Here is a 21,829-nt window from a genome sequence, read left to right on the forward strand (position 1 = left end):
CCTCAACCCTGCCCGCCGCTGGCAACCCAGCTTTCCAGCTCCGCCAGCGTGGCGGCAGGTTTTCCGTTCAATTCCACGTCGCCCTGGACGGCGAACGCGCGCGCGTTTTCGTCCAGCCCATAAGCCGCGTTGATGCGCGCCCAATACGCCGCCAGCGCCGCAATCGAAGGTTTTAGGAAGCCGCCGTTGCGGTCGCGCTTGATCGGTTCTTCAAACGCATTGGCGAGTGAAATCGGCTGATCGGCAAAGCTCGCCACGGCAAAGTCGGCTAGGTTGTGCGCAGCGAACGACTGCTGCTTGGCCGAAGGCACCACGGTCGCCAGCAAGTGCAGCACATGGCGGGCGACAGCCAGCGCCTGCGCGCGCGATTCGGCGGTTTCCTCGCTCTTCATGTCGGCGATCAGACCCAGATTGACTTGCAATTGTTTGAGGTTGAGGCTGGCATAGCGGTAGAACACGCCGGACGAAAACTGCTGGGTATCGAGGTGGCCCGCGCCGGTTTCGCCCGCGTCCTGAGTCAGGTCATCCACGGCGGTGAACCAGTCCACGTCCTGCGGCTCGACCGCGTGGGTGGTGATGGCGTGGGCGATGGCCATTGCGCCGTCCACCGGCAGGTTGCTCATCAGCCCGCTAGTCGCCATCCGCCCAGACAAGGCAATGTCCACCGCCTGCGCCATCGCGGCACGGAAAGACCTGGCGTCTTTTTCGATCTGCTTTTCCAGCTTTTTGAGGTCTTGCCCTTCTTCACCCAGCAACTTGCAGTAATGCGCGACTTCTTCCAGCGTCCAGGGTGCGACCGCATCGCTGCCCGTACCCCCGGCAATGCCCTCCTTGCCTGACATCCATTCCAGCGTTTGCGCTACGCGCGCCGCGTCGTAGCGATCTTTCAGCGCCTCGGTAAAGCGCGCCTGAAGCCGGGGCAGGTTGCGCGTGCGCACCGACGGCTCGCCGAGATGCCGACCGTAATATGCGCTGGTGCGCATGGCGCGCTTGAGCGACTGGCTCGACACCCGCACCCGGTTGACGCCGCCGAACACCGCCGTTTTCTGCATGTTCATGTCGTCGCGGTTCAGACACGACGGGCTGTGCGAAATCAGGACGTGAAAATTGATGAAGTTCTTGGTGGTCATTGTTGGGCTCCTTTGGCGAGTGGGAATTGGGCAAGGTAATAGTCTTCGACGAGCTGGCGACGGGCGCGATCGCCCCAGTACCAGAGCGTTTTTCCAAACTCCGCCCAGTTCACGGCGGGTTCGGCGTGCGTCAGCAAGCGGCGCAGTTGAATCAGATCCAGCGGCGAATGCGCCCGCGCGACCTGCAACACGCGCGCTTCACTCACTTTGGCCTTGGCAAGCTGTGTGCCCAGCGACTTGGCTTTGGCGTCGTGCTTGCAACACGGCAACAGAAACGCGAGCCGCAGGTGGCGGTCGTCCGGCTTCTGGCCGGGAAACAGGCGGTACAGGGCGGGACACAGCGCGACGGATTCCATATCCGGCAAGCGCCGCAGTTCGGCACGCGCACCGTTCGAAAACGCCTCGCTCTCAAAGCGCGCCCGCAGCGCGACGAAATCAGGCAGTTCGACACTCATGCAGTTTCCTCCGTCAGTTTTTTCAGATCGATGTTGAGCGCGCGGCGCGACCAGGCGATGACCGGGATCAGCTCGGGTTTCAAGGCATAAGGATCGGTCAGTTCTTCAAAAATAGCGCGGCAGTGGTCGGCAATCTGCTGCGCGTAGTGGCGGCGTGCTTCGCCCCATTCTTTGAACGTTGCGTCGCTGGAAAAGGTCTGGTGGATGAGGCTTTCGGTGCGCGCGTAGAACAGCTTTTCGGCGGTTTCATGCACAGTTGCACCCAAGCCTTTCAAGCCCTTGTCCTTGTTCCCCTGCACGGCAAAATAGAGCTTGCCGCGCAGGGCTTTTTTGGCGTCCTTGCCGATCCCGACGAGTGTGAAGAGTCGCTTTTCCATTCCCCAGCCTGGCGCGAGCCCGATCAATTCGTGTCGGCGTTCGAGCACCGAAGCCTGATTCGTGCGGTAGCCGCCGACAAGAATGTTCAATGGTTCGTCGATGGTTGTCGCATGGAACTGGCTGATCGGTCCAGCAGGCGTAGAGCCTTCCTTGGCGTCCTTGTCATTCAAACTGCGCGGGATGACGAACTCGCTCAAATGCGTCCAAGCCGGCGCGGTGGTGGTGAAGCTGGCGAAACGTTGTTCCAGCTCGCCTTTTTTTAGGCTCATGGTCATCGCGCCGTGCGGGTGCGGCCACACGCCTTCGACCGTGAAATTGAATTTCTCCTTGTGAAACCCGCTGTAGCCCGCCGTCGCCTCGCCACCCAGTACGTCGCACGAGCGAGCGCCATCGACCTTGACCAGCTCGACGCGCGCGGGCTGCCAGAACAAACCACGCATCAGGCCGATCTGGTTCCAGTGCATGGCCGATTTCTCGGCGATGGGAGAAACCCAAGTTGGCTGATCCTGCGCTAGGCCGGGCACTGCGATCTGGCGTTCTTCCACGCGCGGGCGCGTCAGCACATTGCGCCAGACCATGTGGCACAGGTCGCGGTCGAACACCAGCGTGGTGATCGGGGCACCGCCGCGCAGGCTGCCCTTAAATCCGCCGCCGAAGCTGGGGCAGTTGCTCGCCTGATTGAACAAGGCAATTGCCGCGACCGGCCCGCTGAGGTGCCGGACTTCGCCCGCTTCGTTGAAAAACGTGTGGTTGTTGCCTTCCGGCAAGCCGATCAGCAGCTTCTGGATTGGCGTCGGCTCCGCTGCCTTGACGCCGCGCGCCTGCATGAAAGGCTGGGTGGGATGGTCAAGATCAAACCAGTCGAGACAGGGCGCAATAGCGGCATCGAACTCGGCTGGCGTGAGCGGCGCGGACAGCCGCTGACGCAATGCGGCATCGTTGTCCGGCAGGAACATCACCTGCGTCATGCACACCAGCAGTTGCAGGCAGGCCAGTTCCAGGTCGTCGCGCGGCAGGCTGATCTGCCAGTTCTCACTCGTCTCGCACAGCAGAGCGCGGTAAGTCAGAAGCTGGAACGCGCCTGCGCCGTGGTCGGCGCGCACGGGAATCCACGGGTCATCAAGCAGGTTCATGGTGGCGTTTCTCCAGCCCGAAATCTTGCGAATAAGTAAATTGACCGTCGCTACTTTGCCACATGCCGGGCGCGGCCTCGTCTGTGACGAGTTGCCACAGACCCGCCAGCAAGCCGTCAGCTTCTTTGTGGCAATCGTGCAGGCGCTTTGCCCAGCTCGCCGGGCAAGGCACGATGTTGAGGTTGAGTTGTTCGGCCAGATCGCGTTCGGCGATGGCTTTGATACGCTGACCATCGAGCAGGCAGCCGGCGGTAGTCAACGGCAACACGCTCAGGCTCATTTCGCCGTCTCGGGTCAGGCTGGTGATGCGCCCGTCTTCGTCGCGGAAGCTGCTGACCGTCATGCTGGTCAGTTGTTGGGCGTCCTTTTCGCGGCGCCGTTGTTCCGCGCTGAACTTGTTGAAATCGCAGGCGATTCTCTCTGGTTCATCGTCCCAGTCGTCGTGCTGATACACCCGTTCGATTCCATCGCGATACGCTTCGGGAAAAACCAGCTTGTCTGAGCGGTTCAGCAGCACATCGGTGCGCCACAGCACGCGGGCGTTGCCGTAGATCAGTTCGAACACGCCGTAGTCGTCACGCTCGACCGTCAGCACAGTGCAGCGCGGGGTATCGAAACCCGGCGGGCGTTGCTCGCGTTGGTGGCGGTGCAGTCGACCGAGACGCTGGAACAGCAAATCCACCGGACATATCTGGGTAATCAGCCAGTCGAAATCGAGGTCGAGGCTTTGCTCGACGACCTGGGTGGCGACCAGAATCCGGCCAGTCGTGCGCAGGGCGTGACGTCCGTAGTGTTTGAGTGTGGCGGCTTCCTTGTCCTGGCGGTCGGCGAAGCGGTAACGGGCGTGGAAGATGTCCACTTCGATTTCGGGGCTGTCGCTGACGAGTTCGCGCAGTGCGCGCGCCAGCCGCTGGGCATCATCGACCAGATTGACGACGATGGCGACTAGCGCGCCGTGCTTGGCGGCCTCGGCTATGCGCGTGCGCAAGTCGCCGTCAGGGAAGGCGCCAGCCAGCCGCATGCATTCGATGCCGACTTCGCGGCGCGGCGGGCGGTGTTCGTCTGCCACGGTCAGCGGCGTTACCGCACCGCCCATGGCGTGCCAGAGCGCTGGATAGGGTGCGTCCGGCGTTTCGCTGGCGGTGTGCGATTCCCAGGCGGCGAGCAACTTGCTGCGCAGCGGGGCAGAGAGTGTGGCCGAGAGCAGGATGGCGCTGCCGCCGCAGGCGTGCTGGTTTTTCAGCACTTCGCCGAGCAGGCCGTACATGTAGGCGTCGTAGGCGTGGACTTCGTCGACGATGAGCACGGATTTGTTGAGCCCGAATCCGCGCACGAACTTGTGCCGCACCGGCAGCACCGAGAGCAAGACCTGATCGACGGTGCAGACGCCGATTTGCCCGAGAAACACCCGCTTGCGGCTGCTGGCGAGCCAAGCGGCGCATTGCACGCTGGCTTCTTCGTCGCCTTGCCGGGTGCGGCGCTGGCCGCGCTCGACAAGCTGCTGAAAACCGGCGTTGAAATCGCGCTTGCCGTGGGCGAGGACGACGTTGGCCTGGCCGTAGGCTTTCGCGGCGAAGGCTTCCACACGTTGGAACATGGCGTTGGCCGTAGCCTGCGTGGGCAGCGCGAAGACGATGCTGTCGGCCTCGCCCGCAGTGAGCAAACGCCAAGCGTGGGCCAGCGCAGCTTCGGTCTTGCCGCTGCCAGTCGGCGCTTCGATCAGGGTCAGGCCGGGCGCGGTGGGCAAGGTGTCGATCAGCGTCTGCACGCCGCGCGGTGCTTCGCCACAGCCGAGCAGCGCGGGCAGACCGGCGTAGTCCTGCGCGGGGGCGAGCAGGCCGTAGCGCGTGAGCATCCGGGTTGACTTAATGTGGTCGAGCCGTTCGCACAGGTAGTCCGCCAGTGCCGGGCCGGGTGCGCGATAGTTAAACTCGCCGGTATTCGACCCCAGCCAGTCGCAACTCGCGCAAAACCCCGCAAGCAGCGCGCGGGCTGGCAAAGAGCAAGTTGGTGGCCGGTCTTGCAGGCTGAGTCCGGCGGGCTGGAGAAACAGGCTTGCAAACGCTGTGACGAGAGTGCGGCGGGCGTCGCGGTCATGCTTGATCAGGGCAGGATCGGCCTCCAGTGCGGCCAAGCCTTCGAAATGAGGCTTGGGGAAATCGCCGTGGTGTCCGGTCACGGCAGCCAGCCAGTTATCCCAGCCCGACCAGATGGCACGATCGGCGTCGCGCGCACCCAGCCAAGTTTCGTACTCTGTAGCCGCCCACGCGATCCCGGCATGGCCGTGGTCGAAGGTGCTGATTTCCTGTGGTGGAATTTCGTGGTCCGTGCCCTTCGCAATCATGCGCCATGCCGCCGCCAGCGCGTCCGGCGCTTTGAGCTGGAAGCGAATATCGGCCTTGCCCAGATCGTGCAGGGAGACAAAAAATGTCACCCAAGCACGCAAGTGATTTTCCGACGTTTTCGGAAGCGCTGCGATAAACCTCCCGCGCAACGCGGGGCAGACATCCCACCAGGCGGCGGCGACCGCTGCCACATCGAGCATGTGATACGCCAGTGGATGCCATGTCTGCGTGTCCGAATGGTTGGGATCGGCCTTGCCCCAATAATGCGCGATGAATTCGGGTGACGGGTTCATGTCGGAAATCCTACTCGCCCCCAGGCTCAAAACCTGAGCCTTTGGATTTTCCGCGCCAATACTGGCTTGCCGCCGCATCAAGCGCATTTTTAACGACTTCGCGAAATTCGTCTGGCGCGACCACTTCCACCTCCGCGCCGTATTTCAAAACATCCATCAGCAACTCGCGGTCGTCGGAATACGGCACGCGCAGTTCGTACCGGCCATCCGCCAACCAGCGGCTCTGTTGCTCGGGGTGCCAGATTTCTTCGGCCACCCAGCGGGCGCGTTTGGCTGTGAAGACGAGGACGGCCACAGCGCGGGGTTTCCCGGAAAAGATGCCGTAGCTGCTGCCGAGTTCGCGGTTGAGCGTGGATTCGGCGACGGTCTTGGCAGGTTTGGTGAGTGGCTCGACTTCGCGGATGCATTCGACGGCGAAGCTGCGCAGGCTTTTTTTGTCGTGGCACCAGGCGTCGAGATACCAGTTGTTGCGGTAGTGGGCGAGCCGCTGCGGAGAGATTTCGCGCGCCGTGGATTCGTCTCGTTCGCGGTTGTAATAGTCGATGCGGAGCCGATGGCGCTGCAGGACGGCGCCTGCGACGATCTGAAAGTGACGTGGGTTTTTATGCCGCGCAGCCATGGCCAGCAGGCGGATGCGGCCGGCTTCGCCCAAGCTGAGGTGACGGCTGGCAAGCAGCTGGTCGATGCGGGTTTGCAGGGGGCGCAGGTGGTCTTCGAGCAGGCCGGGCTCCAGATTGCTGAGCAGGTGTTTCAGGGTGACCAGGGCGAGCAGTTCGTCGGCGGTGAACCACAGGCCGGGAAGGGCGAAGCGGCCGTCGGCTGTGTCGTAACGGTAGCCGCCGCGATCCTTGTCGTGGATGAGCGGGGCGTTGAGTTTGTTGCGCAGGTCGGCGATCAGTCTGGAAAGGGTGGCACGCGCGAAATCATGCGCACCGATCAGGTCGGCGCGCGCGATGCCGGTGCGTCGCCCGTCGAGCAGGCGGTGAAGTCGGTAGAGTTCGTCGAGTTTGCTCAATTTCGGTGCGGTTTGATTCGTTCTTTTCACCGCGCGATGTGTTGTTATCGTTATGCGGGCAGTGTATCCGTGCATTCGCAAACGGGTGGGCGGCCGCAAATGCCCGGCTGGCTAACAGCCTGGGGATTTCATGATGCGGAGTTCAGGCGGTGTTGACTGTGGGGTGGGGGATTTGCAGATGTTCCCTAAGCGCTAAATCAGCCCGACCATCAAACCCAAGCCGATCAGCAGCATCAGGGCGGCCACACCCACGCGCACGCTGTCCAGCGTGACTTTGGGCAGCAGCCGCTGGCCCAGGAAGGAGCCCAAGAAGGCGCACAGCACCGCCACCGGGGCCAACCAGTCGTCGCTGGCGGCCCAGTGCGTGCTGAGCGGCCCCAGGCCATAGACCAGCAGGCGCGACAGATCCACCAGCACCGCCGCAACGATTCCGGTGGCCAGGAAAGCCTCTTTGGACAAGCCCGCCTTGAGCAAAAAAGCCGTGCGCAAAGCCCCTTGATTGCCCGAGAGTCCACCCAAAAAGCCCGACAGCACGCCGCCCAGCGGCATCCAGCGCGGGGCAAAAGACATATGCTGGAAGCGTGGCCAAAACTCCAGCAGGGCAAAGGCTACGATCAAGGCCCCGATCACGAACTGGATCGGGGTGATCTCCATCTGCATCCCGACCAGGGTGTAGCGTGCCAACACCGGCAACGCATCGAGCCAAACCATCAGGCTGGCCCCGAGCAAGGCCGCGCCTGCAGCGGGCAGGCCAAAGCGCCACACCAGCGGCCAGTTGGCGTGGCGCTGCATGAGGCCAAACTTGAACAGGTTGTTGGCCAAATGCACCATCGCGGTGGCCGCTATCGCCAGCGGCACCGGAAAGAACAGGGCGAACACCGGCAGCAACAGCGTGCCCAGCCCGAAGCCAGAAAAAAAGCTCATCCCCGCCGCCAGCAGCGCCGCCAAGCCAATGAGCGCCAACGGAACCCACGAGCCGAACTCCATGCCCGGCACCGCGCTCAGGCCTTAAGCAAAGGGCAGTCGGGCTGGCTGGCGGCGAGTTTTTTGCCGATGATGTCGGCCCCTTGCTTGGCCAGGTAGTGCGCCACGGTTTCAACCCGGATCTTGACCGAGCCGGCCGGTTTGGTCGAATCCAAATCTTGGAAGGAAAAGAATAGGGTGCCAGAGCGCTCCACGATCGATTGCACCGGCGAATAGGTGGGCTGATCCATGCCGCACTCGTAGCTGGCCAGCCGCACCACGGCCGCAATCCAGGGCATGCGCGCCGCCACCTTGGCGCCCCACATGATCTCGTTGGTGTTGCCGCTGTAGGAGGATTTCCAGACATCGCGGATGTCGAGCGGCGAACGGATGTGGCCCTCGGCGATGTCGGGGTCGAACATCCAGTGCAGCAAATCGGGGTCGGTGGGCAGGTACTGCGCCCACAGAACCGGGTAGCCGTGCGCCTGCAAATCGACCTCGATCTCGTGCCCGATGCCCGGGTCCATGTGGTAGGGCCGCGCCAGCACCAAGATGCACGGGCGCTGCTCGCGCGCGCACCACTCCAAAATCTCACGTGCCTTGGCGCGCAGGCGCTGGTTGTAGGCATTCAGCGTGCGGTAGCCGACCTCCACCGCGTGCGTGGTTTCGGCCAGCGTCAGACCGGGAAAAGCATCCTGCATGCCCTCGTACAACTGCTTGGGCACCACCGGCGGGTCGGCCAGCGACACAAACGGCGTGACGTGCAACACCCGGGCTTCGGCAAAGGCGTCGCGCTCTTTGATGAAACCGGCCTTGATGTTCTCCGAGGCCGCCATCACGCGCGGACAGGTGAGCGAGGCATCCACATGCCCGTCGAGGTACGAGGGCACGGAGTGGATCATGGGCGAGAACAGGATGTCGATCTTGCGCTTGCTGCGCGCCAACAACTCACCGTAATGCCCCGAGATGCACTTGACCGGGTAGCAGCAGTCCACCGTGCCGCGCCCCTTGGCGTAGGTGCGCGACTGCTCATCCGATGTATCGGAGGAGAATTCGATGCGCCGCGGATCTATCCCCAGCGCCTCCAAGAAGCCAAACCAGAATTGGTGCGTGCTCCAGATGTTGAGCACGCGCGGAATGCCGATGCGCAGCTTGGCGCGCGCCTGGCGTTGTTCGGCCCGCTCGGCTTCAGTCGGCGCCGGCTGGAACCAGCTCTTCTTTGGCGCGCTTGAAGGCGCCTTCACGAACCAGTTCAGCAATGTTCGGGTAGGCACGTCGCGCTTCCTCCAGTTGATCTTTGACTACTTTCATTTCTTGCACGTCTTCGAGCAAGCCCTTGGGGCAGGTGTTGCCGCTGATGACGCGCTCCCAGCCCGCCTCCACCGGCACCTTGCTCCAAGGCCGGCCGGCCGCGCCGGGTATCTGCACGTCGATGAAAGTGCGACGGCAGTTCACGGGGCACCAGTGGCAGACCGTGTCTTCGTTGGTGGTGGCCTTGTATTCCAGCGCCTCGATCAGATCATAGCCGCGAAACTGGGTGGGTTTGCCGCTCTTGAACCAGTCGAGCGCGCACAGCGCGGCCCCGATGGCGCCCGCCTCGCCCGAGTACGGGTGCACCACCACCTCGGCGCTGGGCACCTTGGAATGGATGAAATCGACCTGCGCCTTGACCACCGCCAGGTTGCGGTGCGTGCCGCCTTGCAGCACGAACTTGCGCCCCACTGCGGCCAGATTCTGTATCTGCCCGGCATAGACCCAGACGTTGAGCGGCAGCACCGAGGCCAGCGCGGCCATGATTTCTTCGCGCGCCCAGCCCTTGCGCTGCTGGTTCACGATGTCGGACTGCAAAAACACCCCGCAGCCCATGGCCAGCGCCGGGATCGAGCGCGCCTCGAAGGCGTTTTGGGCGTATTCATCGAGCGGGATGCGGTAGCGCTCGGCCACCCCCTGCAAAAAAGCCCCGTTGCCCGATGAGCACTGCGAATTGAGCCGGAAATCGGCCACCGTGCCTTGGCGCAGCAGCATGATCTTGACGTCGGTGCCGCCCACGTCGCAAATCACGTCGGCATCCGGGATGTAGTGCAGCGCGGCGGTGGCGTGCGCCACGGTCTCGACCACCGCCATGTCGGAGCCGACGATGTCTTTGAGCAGGTCTTTGCCGTAGCCGGTCAGGCCCACCGCCCCGATGCGCTCGAACCCGGCTTGGCGCACGGCGCGCATCAGGCCCTTGGCGTCTTCGATCGGGTTGCCGTTGGAGGGCACGTACTGGCTGGCCAGCACCTCGCCACTTTGCGACAGCACCACCGCCTTGGCCGTGGTGCTGCCGAAATCGCAGCCCAAAATCACGGTTTGTTGGGTATGACCCGCTGCGGCCGCCGCCTCGGCGGTGGGCATCACGCGCTGGGTCTGGCCGTAGGACTGCAAAAATTGCTCCAGCTCTTGGGCACTGGCGGCCAAGCCCTTGGCCCCTTCGCGCGCCTTTTGCTCGTGCTGCCCTTCGCTGATCCACCACTGCAAGCGCTCGGTGCCGCTGTAAACGCCGACCGTGGCCGGCTCGCTGCGCCCGATTTCGATGCAGCCGATGCAGGCGTAGTAGAGCGCCTCGGTGGGCACCAGAATCAGGGATTCGGGGCTGGAGCCCTCGGGCAGCGCGACGTGGCGCTCGCTCCAGAGTTTGGCCAGATGGTAGCGCCAGGCCTCTTGCAAGCCTTTGAAGAACAGATTGGGGCCGCCCAGCAGCAGCACCTGCGGCGTAGGGATATTGCCCTTGGTCAGGGTGGCCAGGTTTTGATAGACCACCGCCTCGAACAGGCTGGCGATGATTTCTGGCACCGGCACGCCGCTCTTGACCAGCGTGTTGGCGTCGGTTTCGGCAAAAATGCCGCACTTTGAGCTGATTTTGTGCAAATCGAGCCCGGTGTAGCCCATTTGCGCCAGCTCAGCGGGTGCCACCTGCAGTTTGCGGGCGGTTTTTTCGATGAAGGTGCCGGTGCCGCCGCTGCAAGCGGACTGCATAAAGACTTGCTTCGATTTGCCGTCGCCGCTGGGGGTGAAAAACAGGGTCTTCATGTCTTCGCCGCCGATTTCGGAGACGAAGTTGACTTCTGGGTGCAGCTTTTCCACCGCCGCCGCTACCGCCACCACTTCCTGCGCGCACTTGGCCCCCAGCAGGGGCGCGATCAGCCCGGCGCCCGAGCCGGTGAGGAAGATGCGATCGACCCCGGGCGCAAAGCCGCATTCGGCCTCGAGGCGCTGCAAAAACTCCAGCACCTTTTCGGCCTGTTTGGTGTCGTGGCGCTGGTAGTCTTGCCACAGCACGGTACCGCTGTCGTCTTCGAGCAGCCCCTTGACGGTGGTGGAGCCTACATCGAGGCCGAGCCGTTTCATGCGCGCACCCCGGACAAGCCTTTGAGGTGCGCGATGTGCAGCGCCAAGTTGGCCGCCGTGCCGGCCACGCCATAATGCGGCACCTTGTAGGTGGCGCGCGACAACTCGGGCCGCGCCGCCACTTCGGCCGCCAATTGCGCCTCGGTCAGGCCGATGCGCTGCAGCACCGACTCGAACTCGCGCACGGCGCGCTTTTTGGCCTCGGTCAGGATCATCTGGCAGCGCGAGAGCGCGTGCACCTCGGCGTCGCCCTTGATTTCGATCGGCGCGTAGAGCAAATCAGGGTATTTGCCCTGCACCGCCGCCATGGCCCCGATGCTCATGGTGTTGGGCATGCAGGCGTAGGGCGAGAGCTCGCAGGTCATGTGCGCCTTTTTGTGCAGGTGCGACCACAGGGCCTTGCCGATCAGCATATCACCCTCGCCCCCGCTGAGCTGCTTGTGGTAGTAAGGGGCGGCCAAATCGCGCAACACCTTTTGCTCGGGCAAGGCGTGCGGCACATCGCCCAGCGCGTGCCGCATGCGGTTGTAGGTCCAGCGCAGCAGGCGCTCGATGGCGGCGTAGGTGGCGTCTTGGCGCCGCGCCCCGGCTTCGATGCCGATGCGCTCTTGGGTTTTCTGGCGCCCGTGGCGCAGCAGGTATTCGAGCCAGACCACCACCGGGGCCGGATAGACCTCGGCCCCTTCGCTTTCCAGCCAGCTGTGGATGTTGTAGTTGGGGTCGCCCTCGACCGTTTGCAGGTAGAACTCGCCGGTGATTTTGACCAGCGGCTTGACGCGCAGCCGATCGACCTCGATCGCATCGAAGCGCCGCCGCACCTCGCGCAGCGCGTTGATGAAGTAGGGCGTGGCGAAGTGCCACACCAAGGGGCCCCATTTTTTGCCTTGGGCGGGCCGCTGACGCATGGCTTCGTAAAGATATTCGACCGCTTCGCGCGCGACGCGGGTGGTTTCACCGGGGTTTTTCTCGTAGGGGCGCACCTGGTACTCCAAGTCTTGCACCACGTCGGCCAGCAGCACGCCCCACACCGCCCCAAGGGTGAAGGCCGGGCTGAGATCGAGCCCGCCACCGTGCGCCGGGCCTTGGTCGACCTTGGTTTGTTCCAGCAAGAAAAAGCGGAACGAGTCCAGCCCGACGTTGCGCAACGCCAGCTCGTAGCTCTGGTGGTACTGGCCAAAACGGCAGGCGCCACAGGCGCCGGCGGTGATGTATATGTATTCTTGGTTGACGCGCTCAACCCCGATGCGCTCTCGTTCGCGGCTCAAAAAGTTGGTCAGATTGCCGGTGACAAAGCTGGTCGGGCAGCACTGGCCGATGTCGGCCACCTCGCGCCCGGTGAGCAAGTCGGCCCGGGTTGCGTTGGGCAGCACCTGCACCCGGTAACCGAGGTTTTCCATGCCGCCCTGGATCAGGCGCTCGGCGCGCCAGTGCAGGCCACCAAACAAAATTGTGACCTTGTCGCGCTCCTCGCGCTTGAAAGGCCGGGGCTGGTAGGAGCGGTAGTGGCCGCTGGGCTTGGGGCTGCTGCCTGAGGGCGCATGCTTGGGCAGCGGCGGCAGCCCGACCGGGGCGCGTGCAGCAGGTGCCGTGAGGTTGTCGGTGACGACCCGAATTTTCTGCAGCGCGGCCAGGCCACGCGATGCTTCGCTAATGCTCATATTCACTCCTGTTGATGCAATAAGCCCAAATCCAGCCACCCGCACGCCCCAAAAGGCGTTGCACCAATTTTGCCGCATGCACGCCAAGAATGGGGCTAACCCGCAATAAAACTGCGGTTATAGGCTGCAAGCCGATGTTCAGTCCAAGCAGATGTGGCAGCGACCAATTTATTTCGAATATAAAAAAGAGCCAGGGTTCCAAAGAACCCCGGCCCAGTGCAGCAAAAGAACGCAACAGCGCTCAAAACACCTCGAACACCCCAGCCGCGCCCATGCCGCCGCCGATGCACATGGTCACGCAGACCCGCTTGGCCCCGCGCCGGCGGCCTTCGATGAGGGCGTGCCCGGTCAGGCGCTGACCAGACACGCCGTAGGGGTGCCCGAGCGCGATCGCGCCGCCATTGACGTTGAGCCGCTCGTTGGGGATGCCGAGCCGGTCGCGGCAATACATCACCTGCACCGCAAAGGCCTCGTTGAGCTCCCACAGGTCGATGTCATCGACGGTTAAGCCGAGCTTGGCCAGCACCTTGGGCACGGCAAACACCGGGCCTATGCCCATTTCGTCGGGCTCGCAACCGGCCACGGCAAAGCCGAGGAAGCGGCCCAGCGGCTGCAGGCCGAGCTTTTGCACCTGGGCTTCGTGCATCACCACACAGGCCCCGGCCCCGTCGCTAAACTGGCTGGCGTTGCCAGCGGATACCACACCACCCGGCAGCGCCGGCTTGATGCCGCTGATGCCCTCGCGCGTGGTGCCTTCGCGCAAGCCTTCGTCTTGGCTCACGCTGAGGTTGCGCGTGATCAGGCCCAGGGTTTTGTCGGCCACACCGGCGCGCACCTCGATGGGCGCGATTTCGTAGTCAAAGCGACCGGCGGCCTGCGCGGCGCAGGCTTTTTGCTGGCTTGCGGCACCGTACTCGTCCATCGCCTCGCGCCCAATCTGGTAGCGCTGCGCCACTTGCTCGGCGGTTTGCAGCATGGTCCAGTAGATCGCGGGCTTGGCCTTTTTGAGCGCCGGGTCGATCAGCATGTGCTGGTTCATCTCTTGCTGCACGCACGAGATGCTCTCGACCCCACCCGCCACATAGACCTCGCCTTCGCCCGCGATGATGCGCTGCGCCGCCAGCGCGATGGTTTGCAGGCCCGAGGAGCAAAAGCGGTTCACGGTCAGGCCGGAGGTGGTGACCGGGCAGCCGCCAGCGAGCGCGATCTGGCGCGCGATGTTCATGCCGGTGGCCCCTTCGGGGTTGGCACAGCCCATGATCACGTCTTCGACCGTGGCCGGGTCGATGCCGGCGCGCTCGATGGCGTGGCGCACCGCGTGGCCGCCCAGCGTGGCCCCGTGCGTGAGGTTGAAAGACCCTTTCCAGCTTTTGGCCAGCGGGGTGCGTGCAGTCGATACGATGAGGGCTTGGCTCATGGGGGTGATGCTCCGGGTTCGGTGGCTGGCGTTTAGCCGGTGAAAGTGCGGCCTTCGGCGAGCAGGCGCTCGATCAAGGGGGCGGGCTGCCAGAAACTGGCGTCGTCGTGCGGGTTGCGGGCAAAGCGGCGCATGGCTTGCACCACGTTGAATAGGCCAAACTGGTCGGCGTAGTGCATCGGGCCGCCGCGCCAGACCGGGAAGCCGTAGCCGGTGAGATAGACCATGTCGATGTCGCCGGCCTTGGCGGCGATGCCCTCTTGCAGCAGGTGCGCGCCCTCGTTGACCAGCGCAAACACCATGCGCTGCACGATTTCTTCGTCGCTGATGGCGCGCGGCTGCACCCCGATCTGCTGGCGGTTTTGCTCGATCAGTTGCTGCACCAGCGGGCTGGGGATGGGGTCGCGCTTGCCCGGGGCGTAGTCGTACCAGCCGGCGCCGGTTTTTTGGCCAAAACGCCCGAGTTCGCACAGCAAATCGGCGGTTTTGCTGTAGCGCACCTCAGGCTTTTCCACGTAGCGGCGCTTGCGGATGGCCCAGCCGATGTCGTTGCCGGCCAGATCGCCGACGCGAAACGGCCCCATGGCAAATCCGAACTGCTCCAGCGCCCGATCGACCTGCTGCGGCGTGCAGCCCTCGTCGAGCAAGAAGCCGGCTTGGCGCACGTACTGCTCGAGCATGCGGTTGCCGATGAAGCCGTCGCACACGCCCGAGACCACGCAGGTTTTTTTGATCGTCTTGCCCAGCGCCATGACGGTGGCCAACACGTCGGGGGCGGTTTGCGCGCCGCGCACCACTTCGAGCAGCTTCATCACGTTGGCAGGGCTAAAGAAGTGCAGCCCGACCACGTCCTGCGGGCGCCGGGTGAAGCCGGCGATGCGGTTGAGGTCCAGCGTCGAGGTGTTGGAGGCCAAAATGGCGCCGGGCTTCATGACCGCATCGAGCTGTTTGAACACTTGCTCCTTGACGCCCATGTCCTCGAACACGGCTTCGATCACCAGATCGGCGTCGGCCAAGTCGGCGTAGCTCAGGGTGCTGCGCAGCAATGCGAGGCGCTGATCGAGCTTGTCCTGCTTGAGCTTGCCCTTGCTGACTTGGGCCTGGTAGTTTTTGTGGATGATGGCCAGCCCGCGATCGAGCGCGGCCTGCTGCTGCTCGAGCAACACCACCGGGATGCCGGCGTTGAGGAAGTTCATGGCGATGCCGCCGCCCATGGTGCCGGCCCCGATGACGGCCACCGAGCGGATGGGGCGCGTCGGGGTGTCGGCGGGCACGTCGGCGATTTTGCTGGCGGCGCGCTCGGCCGCGAACACGTGGCGCAGCGCCATGCTCTCGGGCGTGTGCATGAGGTTGACGAACATTTCGCGCTCCAGCGCCAGCCCGTCTTCAAAGGGCTTGTGTGTGGCCAGCTCCACGGCGTCGATGCACTTGAGCGGGGCCGGGTAGCGCGGCGCCATACCCTTGGCCATGTTGCGCGCAAACTGGAAATAGGCCTCGCCCTGCGGGTGCTGGCACGGCAGATCGCGCACCCGTGGCAGCGGCGTGCCGTCGGCGTGGCGCTGCGCCACCTCGCGCGCCAGCGCCAGCGCTTCGTCGAGCAGCGTGTCGTTCGAAGCGGCGATGCGGTCGAACAGCTTTTGCCCCGGCAACTGGGCCAGCAGCTCGCTGGCCACCGGTTCGCCACTGACGATCAGGTTCAACGCCGGCTCTACGCCCAAGGCGCGCGGCAGGCGCTGGGTGCCACCGGCGCCGGGAATCAGGCCCAGCTTGACTTCGGGCAGCGCCATGCGGGTGCCGGGGGCGGCAATGCGGTAGTGGCAACCCAGCGCCAGCTCCAGCCCGCCGCCCATGCACACGCCGTGCATGGCCGCCAGCACCGGTTTGGGCGAGGCCTCGCAGGCGCGGATCAGGCCGAGCAGATTGGGCTCTTGGTAGGCCTTGGGGGAGCCGAATTCTTTGATGTCGGCCCCGCTGGAAAACACCTTGCCCGCCCCGGCGATGACGATGGCGCGCACCGCCGGGTCGTCTTGTGCCCGTTGCAGCGCCTGCACCGCTGCGCGGCGTGTGCTCAGGCCCATGCCGTTCATGGGCGGGTTGTCGAGCGTGATCACGGCCACCTCGCCGTGGGTTTGGTAGTGGGCGGTCATGCGGTCTCCTTGAAGGGGTTGCAGGGCTGCGTGGGGCCGAAAACTGCACGGCCGTTCGCTCTCGGATTCATTCTACAAAGGCCAGGGGCTTGCACAGGGCGGCCGCTGTCGCCGGTTTGTCTGGCCGAGGCTCAAACCTCCAGCCACTCGCGCCGGATGTAGCGGTTCTCTTGCAGCGCAGCCGGGGTGTCGTCGAACACAATGCTGCCGTGCCCCATCACCAGCGCGCGGTCCGAGATTTGCAGCGCGATGGTGAGCTTTTGCTCGATCAGCAGCACCGAGACGCGCTTGGCCTTGAGGGTTTGCAAAAAGGCCGCCACCTGCTCGACGATCTTGGGCGCCAGCCCCTCGGTCGGCTCGTCGATGATGATCAGCTCCGGATCGCCCATCAGGGTGCGGCACAGCGTGAGCATCTGCTGCTCGCCGCCCGAGAGCACCCCGGCCTCGGTGTGCTCGCGCTCCTTGAGGCGCGGGAACATGGAATACATGTCGTCAAAGCTCCAGCGCGGGTTTTTATGGCCGCTCTTTAGTCCCAGCAGCAGGTTTTGCTGCACCGTGAGCTTGGGGAAAATGTCGCGGCTCTCGGGCACGTAGCCTATGCCTAGGTGCGCGACCTCGAACGGTTTGCGCCCGCTGATGCGCTGGCCCTTCCAGACGATGCTGCCCTCGGTGTCCACCAGCCCCATGATGGCCTTGGCCGTGGTCGAGCGCCCAGAGCCGTTGCGCCCCAGCAGGGCGACGATCTCGCCCGGTGCCACCTTGAACGCCACCCCGTGCAGGATGTGGCTTTTGCCATAAAAGGCGTGCAAATTGTCGATTTCAAGCATGTTTGCTTTCTGCTGCACTCAGTGCGCTTCGGCCAGCACCGAGCCCAGGTAGGCCTCTTGCACCCGGGCGTTGGCGCGCACCGCCTGCGGGGTGTCGAAGGCGATCAGTTCGCCATACACCAGCACCGCGATCTTGTCGGCCAGGCCAAACACCACCCCCATGTCGTGCTCCACCGTGAGCAAGGTCTTGCCCACCGTGACTTCGCGGATCAGGTCGATGAAGCGCTTGGTCTCGCTCTTGCTCATGCCCGCCGTGGGCTCGTCGAGCAAGACCACGCCAGCGCCCCCGGCGATGGTGACGCCGATCTCGAGCGCGCGCTGCTCGGCATAGCTCAGGTTCATGGCCAGCGTGTCGCGTTTTTTCTCTAGCCGCATCTGGTGCAGCAGCTCATCGACGCGCTCGATCACGTCTTCGAGGTCGGCCAAAAACTTGAGGAAGCTGTAGCGGTAGCCCATGCTCCAGAGCACGGCGCAGCGCAGGTTTTCAAACACGCTCAGCTTGGGGAACAGGTTGGTGATCTGGAAGCTGCGGCTCAGGCCCATGCGGTTGATGGCGTAGGCCGGCTTGCCGTCGATGCGCTGGCCATTGAGCCAGATTTCGCCGCTGCTGGGGCCAAAACGCCCGCTCATCAGGTTGAACAGGGTCGATTTGCCGGCGCCGTTGGGGCCGATGATGGCCACCCGCTCACCGGCCGCCACGGCCAGATCGACGCCGCGTATGATTTCGGCCTTGCCAAAGCGCTTGCACACGCTTTTGAGTTCGATCGCATAGGGGACGGCGCTGCTGCTCATGAGGTCTCCCGGCGTTTGATTTCTTTTTCGATGTCGGTCTGGATCTCGGCCCACTGGCGGCTGAAGTAGCGCCGGCACAGCTCGAACAGGCCAAAGCTGGTGAGCGCCACGAACACGGCCCCGAACCAGACGTCGGCATCGAGCGTGTTGAGCGACATGCCCAAGAACGGCACCTCGTCGCCCATGGCGGTGCCCAGTTGCAGGTGATAAATCATTTCGATCAGCGCCCCCATGCTGGCCAACAGCACCAGCGCCGTCACCCCCAGCCCGAGGTAGCTGGCCCAGAGCTCGCGCAGCCGCCCAAACATGGCCAGCCGCAGGTTCATCATGATCAGCCCGGCGATGCCGCCCGGCGCGTACATCACCATGAACACAAAGATCAGCCCGAGGTAGAGCATCCAGGCCTTGGTGATTTCGGAGAACATGACAAAAGCCAGCACCATCAGGATGCCGCCGATGATGGGGCCAAAGAAAAAGGTGACGCCGCCCAGAAAGGCAAACAGCAGGTAGGAGCCGGAGCGGATCGGGCCCACCACCTCGGAGGTGACGATCTCGAACAGCACCGCCGCCATGCCGCCCGCGATGCCGGCAAAAAAACCGGCCAGCATGAACACCAAGTAGCGCACCGTCTGCGGGTCGTAGCCAATGAACTCGATCCGCTCCGGGTTGTCGCGCACCGCGTTGATGATGCGCCCCAGCGGCGTGCGCGTGTAAGCAAACATCAGCACCACGCACAAAAAGGTGTAAAAAGCGATCAGGTAATAGACCTCGATGCCGGGCCCGAAGCTGATGCCCAGAAACGGCTCGCCGATCACGCGGTTGGCCGAAACGCCGGCTTCGCCGCCAAAAAAGATGAAAAACACCATCGAAGCGATGAAGATCAGCTCACCCACCCCGAGCGTGATCATGGCAAAGGCGGTGCCGGCTTTCTTGGTCGTCACGTAGCCAAACAAGGCGGCAAAGAACAGCCCCGCCAAACCGCCGATCAAGGGAATGAGCGCCACCGCCGGCACCGGCAAACCGGCCTCGCCCAGCAGCAGCAGGGCGTGAATGGCCACATAAGAGCCCAAGCCGGCATAGACGGCGTGGCCGAAGCTGAGCATGCCGCCCTGCCCCAGAAGCATGTTGAACGACAGGCAAGCGACGATGGCGATGCCCATTTGCGCCATCATGCTGATGGCAAAGCTGCTGTCGAACACCTGCGGCGCCAGCAACAGCACCAAGGCAAAGAGCGACCAGATGAACCAGCGCCCGACGTTGATGGGCCTGAATTGGTAGTATTTTGCGGCGGTCATGGGCTGCCTCGTTCAGTGGTCGCGGTTGCCGAGCAAACCGTGCGGCCGGAAAATCAGCACCAGCACCAGCAGCAAAAAGGGCAGCAGCGGCGCCGCCTTGGAGACTGTGAAGCGCATCAACTCGTGCGCCTGCGCCTCGGCCGACAGCGCCACCCCCAGCCCCATCAGCAGGCTGCCCAGCGACTGGTCCACCGCCACCGCAAAGGTCTGCATCACGCCGATCAGCAGCGAAGCCAGAAAGGCCCCCGCCAGCGAGCCCAAGCCGCCCACCACCACCACCACGAACACGATCGCCCCCAGCGTGAGCGCCATCGCCGGTTCGGTGACGAAGGTGCTGCCACCCATCACCCCGGCCAGCCCGGCCAGCCCGGTGCCGGCGCCAAACACCAGCATGAACACGCGCGGCACGTTGTGGCCCAGCGCCTCCACCATTTCCGGGTGCTTGAGGGCGGCCTGGATCACCAGCCCGACCCGGGTGCGCGTGATCAGCAGCCAGAGCGAGGCCAGCATCAGCAGCGCCATGCCCATGATGAAGGCCCGCGTGGCCGGAAACTGCGAGCAGATCGCCGTGCCCAGCGGGGTGCACAGATCGAGCGCGGCGCGGCCCCAGACGAAGCCGAGGCTGCCGTCGGGCTGCGAGAGCAGCGTGAAAGCCGAGCCTTGCAGCAGCTCGGGCGGCCGGAAATCGAGCGCGATGCGGCCCCAGATCAGTTGCACCAGCTCGAGGATGATGTAGGACAGGCCGAAGGTCACCATCAACTCCGGCACGTGCCCGTATTTGTGCACCTTGCGCAGGCTGAACTTTTCGAACCAGGCGCCCATCAAACCCACCAGCAGCGGCACCAGCAGCAGCGCGAACCAAAACCCGACCACCTGCGACACCGCAAAACCCAAGTAGGCCCCGACCATGTAAAAGCTGGCGTGGGCAAAGTTGAGCACGCCCATCATGCTGAAGATTAGCGTCAGGCCCGAGCTGAGCATGAACAGCAGCAGCCCAAAGCTGATGCCGTTGAGCAATGAGATGATGAAAAACTCCATCGGCGTCTCTGGTTAGGTGTCAGGGGCAGCAAGCAGGCGGCGGCGGGTGACGGGCGACGTGCAGAACCGCATTGCGCTCACGGGAAGGAGTCGGCATAAACCCCCAACACACCCTGCGCCCGATGTGATGCAACGGGGTGTGCTGGCAGGAACGGCGGGTTGCTATCAGGTCGGAGCGGCCGGGCGCTGCATATTGCAACTGGTCGGCGTGCTGGCCACATAGGCCGGGAATTCGCGCACCGGCACCAGCGTCATGCCGGTGTTTTCCGGGCTGTAGGGGTGGCGCGCATCGACGCGCTGCCAGCGCGTGAGAAACAGCGGCTGCTGCAACTGGTGATCGGCGCGGCGCATTTCGACCTGGCCGCTAAAGCTGTTGAAGCGCAGCCCCGAGAGCGCGTGCGCCACCCGCACCGGGTTGGTGGAGCGGGCGTTGGCGATCGCCTGCCCCAAGCCGTTGTAGATGTGGATGAGCGAGCCGGTGAAGAAATCGTCGTTAAAGCGCTGGCGAAACTCGTTCATCCAGACCTGCATCTGGCCGCCCATGTTGTAGTGGTTGTAGGCGATTTGATAGACCCGCCCTTCGGAGGCGGTGCCGAGCGCGGTCGGGGTGCCGGTGACGCCGGCGTAGTAGGTGAAGAAGCGGCCACGGTAGCCGGCGTCGTTGGCGGCGCGGATCAGCAGCGTGAGGTCGGAGCCCCAGTTGCCGGTGATCACCGAATCGGCCCCGGAGGCCATGATCTTGGCCACGTAGGGGGCAAAGTCGCGCACCTGCGCCAGCGGGTGCAGGTCTTCGCCCACGATCTGGATGTCGGGGCGCTTGCGTGTGAGCATTTCGCGCGCAAAGCGCGCCACCTGATGCCCGTGGGCGTAGTTCTGGTTGATCAGGAACACGCGCCGTATGGTGGGCTCGCCGCGGATGAAGGTGGTCAGGGCCTCCATTTTCATGGAGGTGTCGGCGTCGAAGCGGAAATGCCAGAAGCTGCAACGTGAGTTGGTGAGGTCGGGGTCCACCGCCGAATGGTTCAGATACACCACCTCGCGCCCAGGGTTGCGGCTGTTGTGGCGGTTCACGGCGTCGATGATGGCCCCGGCAATGCCCGAGCTGTTGCCCTGCGAGATGAAGCGAATGCCGCGGTCGATCGCCGACTGCATGGCGGTGAGGGTTTCGGATGCGCTGAGCTTGTTGTCAAAACCCGTGACCTCGAAGCGCACCCCGGCCGGGTTGCCAGCACCGCTGAGCTTTTCGGCAAAAAACTGCGCGCTGCGCAACTGGTTGATGCCCACCGGCCCCATCAGGCCCGATTGCGGGTCGATCAGGGCGATGCGCACCGTCTCGCCCCGTTGCGCCCAAGCCGGCACAGCGGGTAAGGCACCGGTGAGCAGGGCAGCGGCGGTGAGTTCGCGGCGGGTCAATTTCATGTCTGGTCTCCTGTTATGGGCTGATGCCTGCGCAGCTTAGCGGGAATCGGGCTCAGGGGCTCTCAGGGAATGCCCCTAGCCGCTATCGCTTTGGCGACTCAGGCGGGCATTTATCGGGACTTTTGTGCTCTTTTGCA

At 64.0% G+C, this 21,829-nt stretch carries 16 protein-coding genes; all 16 read right to left on the reverse strand.

What is annotated here, in order from left to right; translation table 11 throughout:
• Positions 1-2 precede the first annotated feature (2 nt).
• The 16 genes from cas7e to SRAA_RS06090 all read right to left on the reverse strand — a co-directional run bounded on the left by cas7e (position 3) and on the right by SRAA_RS06090 (position 21,692).
• A complete protein-coding gene (cas7e, locus tag SRAA_RS06015; protein WP_045531463.1) occupies positions 3-1,130 on the reverse strand; it encodes a type I-E CRISPR-associated protein Cas7/Cse4/CasC in 1,128 nt (375 codons plus the stop codon).
• Positions 1,127-1,585 carry a type I-E CRISPR-associated protein Cse2/CasB gene (gene casB / locus SRAA_RS06020; protein WP_045531464.1) on the reverse strand — a complete coding sequence of 153 codons (459 nt, stop codon included), beginning with the start codon at positions 1,583-1,585 and terminating at the stop codon, positions 1,127-1,129. The genes cas7e and casB overlap by 4 nt, the downstream gene beginning before the upstream one ends.
• Positions 1,582-3,096 carry a type I-E CRISPR-associated protein Cse1/CasA gene (casA, locus tag SRAA_RS06025; protein WP_045531465.1) on the reverse strand — a complete coding sequence of 505 codons (1,515 nt, stop codon included), beginning with the start codon at positions 3,094-3,096 and terminating at the stop codon, positions 1,582-1,584. The genes casB and casA overlap by 4 nt, the downstream gene beginning before the upstream one ends.
• Complete coding sequence (gene cas3, locus SRAA_RS06030; protein ID WP_045531467.1) at positions 3,083-5,734, reverse strand: CRISPR-associated helicase/endonuclease Cas3; 2,652 nt, start codon at positions 5,732-5,734, stop codon at positions 3,083-3,085. Before cas3 ends, casA begins: the two co-directional genes overlap by 14 nt.
• Before the next feature lie 10 nt (positions 5,735-5,744).
• Positions 5,745-6,749, reverse strand: a complete 1,005-nt coding sequence (locus SRAA_RS06035; protein ID WP_045531468.1) for a helix-turn-helix transcriptional regulator — start codon at positions 6,747-6,749, stop codon at positions 5,745-5,747.
• A gap of 192 nt (positions 6,750-6,941) precedes the next feature.
• Positions 6,942-7,736 carry a TSUP family transporter gene (locus tag SRAA_RS06040; RefSeq protein WP_045531469.1) on the reverse strand — a complete coding sequence of 265 codons (795 nt, stop codon included), beginning with the start codon at positions 7,734-7,736 and terminating at the stop codon, positions 6,942-6,944.
• A gap of 14 nt (positions 7,737-7,750) precedes the next feature.
• Positions 7,751-8,956: an acyl-CoA dehydratase activase-related protein gene (locus SRAA_RS06045; protein WP_082039941.1), complete on the reverse strand. Its 1,206-nt coding sequence runs from the start codon at positions 8,954-8,956 to the stop codon at positions 7,751-7,753.
• Entirely contained in the window at positions 8,901-11,099 is a 2,199-nt protein-coding gene (locus SRAA_RS06050; RefSeq protein ID WP_045531471.1) for a BadF/BadG/BcrA/BcrD ATPase family protein, read from the reverse strand. The genes SRAA_RS06045 and SRAA_RS06050 overlap by 56 nt, the downstream gene beginning before the upstream one ends.
• A complete protein-coding gene (locus SRAA_RS06055) occupies positions 11,096-12,757 on the reverse strand; it encodes a hypothetical protein (RefSeq protein ID WP_197538498.1) in 1,662 nt (553 codons plus the stop codon). The genes SRAA_RS06050 and SRAA_RS06055 overlap by 4 nt, the downstream gene beginning before the upstream one ends.
• Positions 12,758-12,998: 241 nt before the next feature.
• A complete protein-coding gene (locus SRAA_RS06060; protein WP_045531473.1) occupies positions 12,999-14,174 on the reverse strand; it encodes an acetyl-CoA C-acyltransferase in 1,176 nt (391 codons plus the stop codon).
• 32 nt (positions 14,175-14,206) lie between these two features.
• Positions 14,207-16,321 (reverse strand): 3-hydroxyacyl-CoA dehydrogenase NAD-binding domain-containing protein, encoded by a 2,115-nt coding sequence (locus SRAA_RS06065; protein WP_045531475.1) that lies wholly within the window; start codon positions 16,319-16,321, stop codon positions 14,207-14,209.
• A gap of 131 nt (positions 16,322-16,452) precedes the next feature.
• Positions 16,453-17,148 carry an ABC transporter ATP-binding protein gene (locus SRAA_RS06070; RefSeq protein ID WP_045533391.1) on the reverse strand — a complete coding sequence of 232 codons (696 nt, stop codon included), beginning with the start codon at positions 17,146-17,148 and terminating at the stop codon, positions 16,453-16,455.
• An 18-nt stretch (positions 17,149-17,166) separates the two neighbouring features.
• A complete protein-coding gene (locus SRAA_RS06075; protein WP_045531477.1) occupies positions 17,167-17,940 on the reverse strand; it encodes an ABC transporter ATP-binding protein in 774 nt (257 codons plus the stop codon).
• The gene (locus tag SRAA_RS06080) at positions 17,937-19,235 is read right to left on the reverse strand and encodes a branched-chain amino acid ABC transporter permease (RefSeq protein ID WP_045531478.1); all 1,299 of its coding nucleotides are present in this window, start codon (positions 19,233-19,235) and stop codon (positions 17,937-17,939) included. The genes SRAA_RS06075 and SRAA_RS06080 overlap by 4 nt, the downstream gene beginning before the upstream one ends.
• Positions 19,236-19,247: 12 nt before the next feature.
• Complete coding sequence (locus tag SRAA_RS06085; RefSeq protein ID WP_045531479.1) at positions 19,248-20,273, reverse strand: branched-chain amino acid ABC transporter permease; 1,026 nt, start codon at positions 20,271-20,273, stop codon at positions 19,248-19,250.
• Positions 20,274-20,438: 165 nt separating this feature from the next.
• The gene (locus SRAA_RS06090) at positions 20,439-21,692 is read right to left on the reverse strand and encodes a branched-chain amino acid ABC transporter substrate-binding protein (protein ID WP_045531481.1); all 1,254 of its coding nucleotides are present in this window, start codon (positions 21,690-21,692) and stop codon (positions 20,439-20,441) included.
• Between the last annotated feature and the right edge of the window lie 137 nt (positions 21,693-21,829).

It is taken from the genome of Serpentinimonas raichei (assembly GCF_000828895.1).
GTDB lineage: Bacteria > Pseudomonadota > Gammaproteobacteria > Burkholderiales > Burkholderiaceae_C > Serpentinimonas > Serpentinimonas raichei.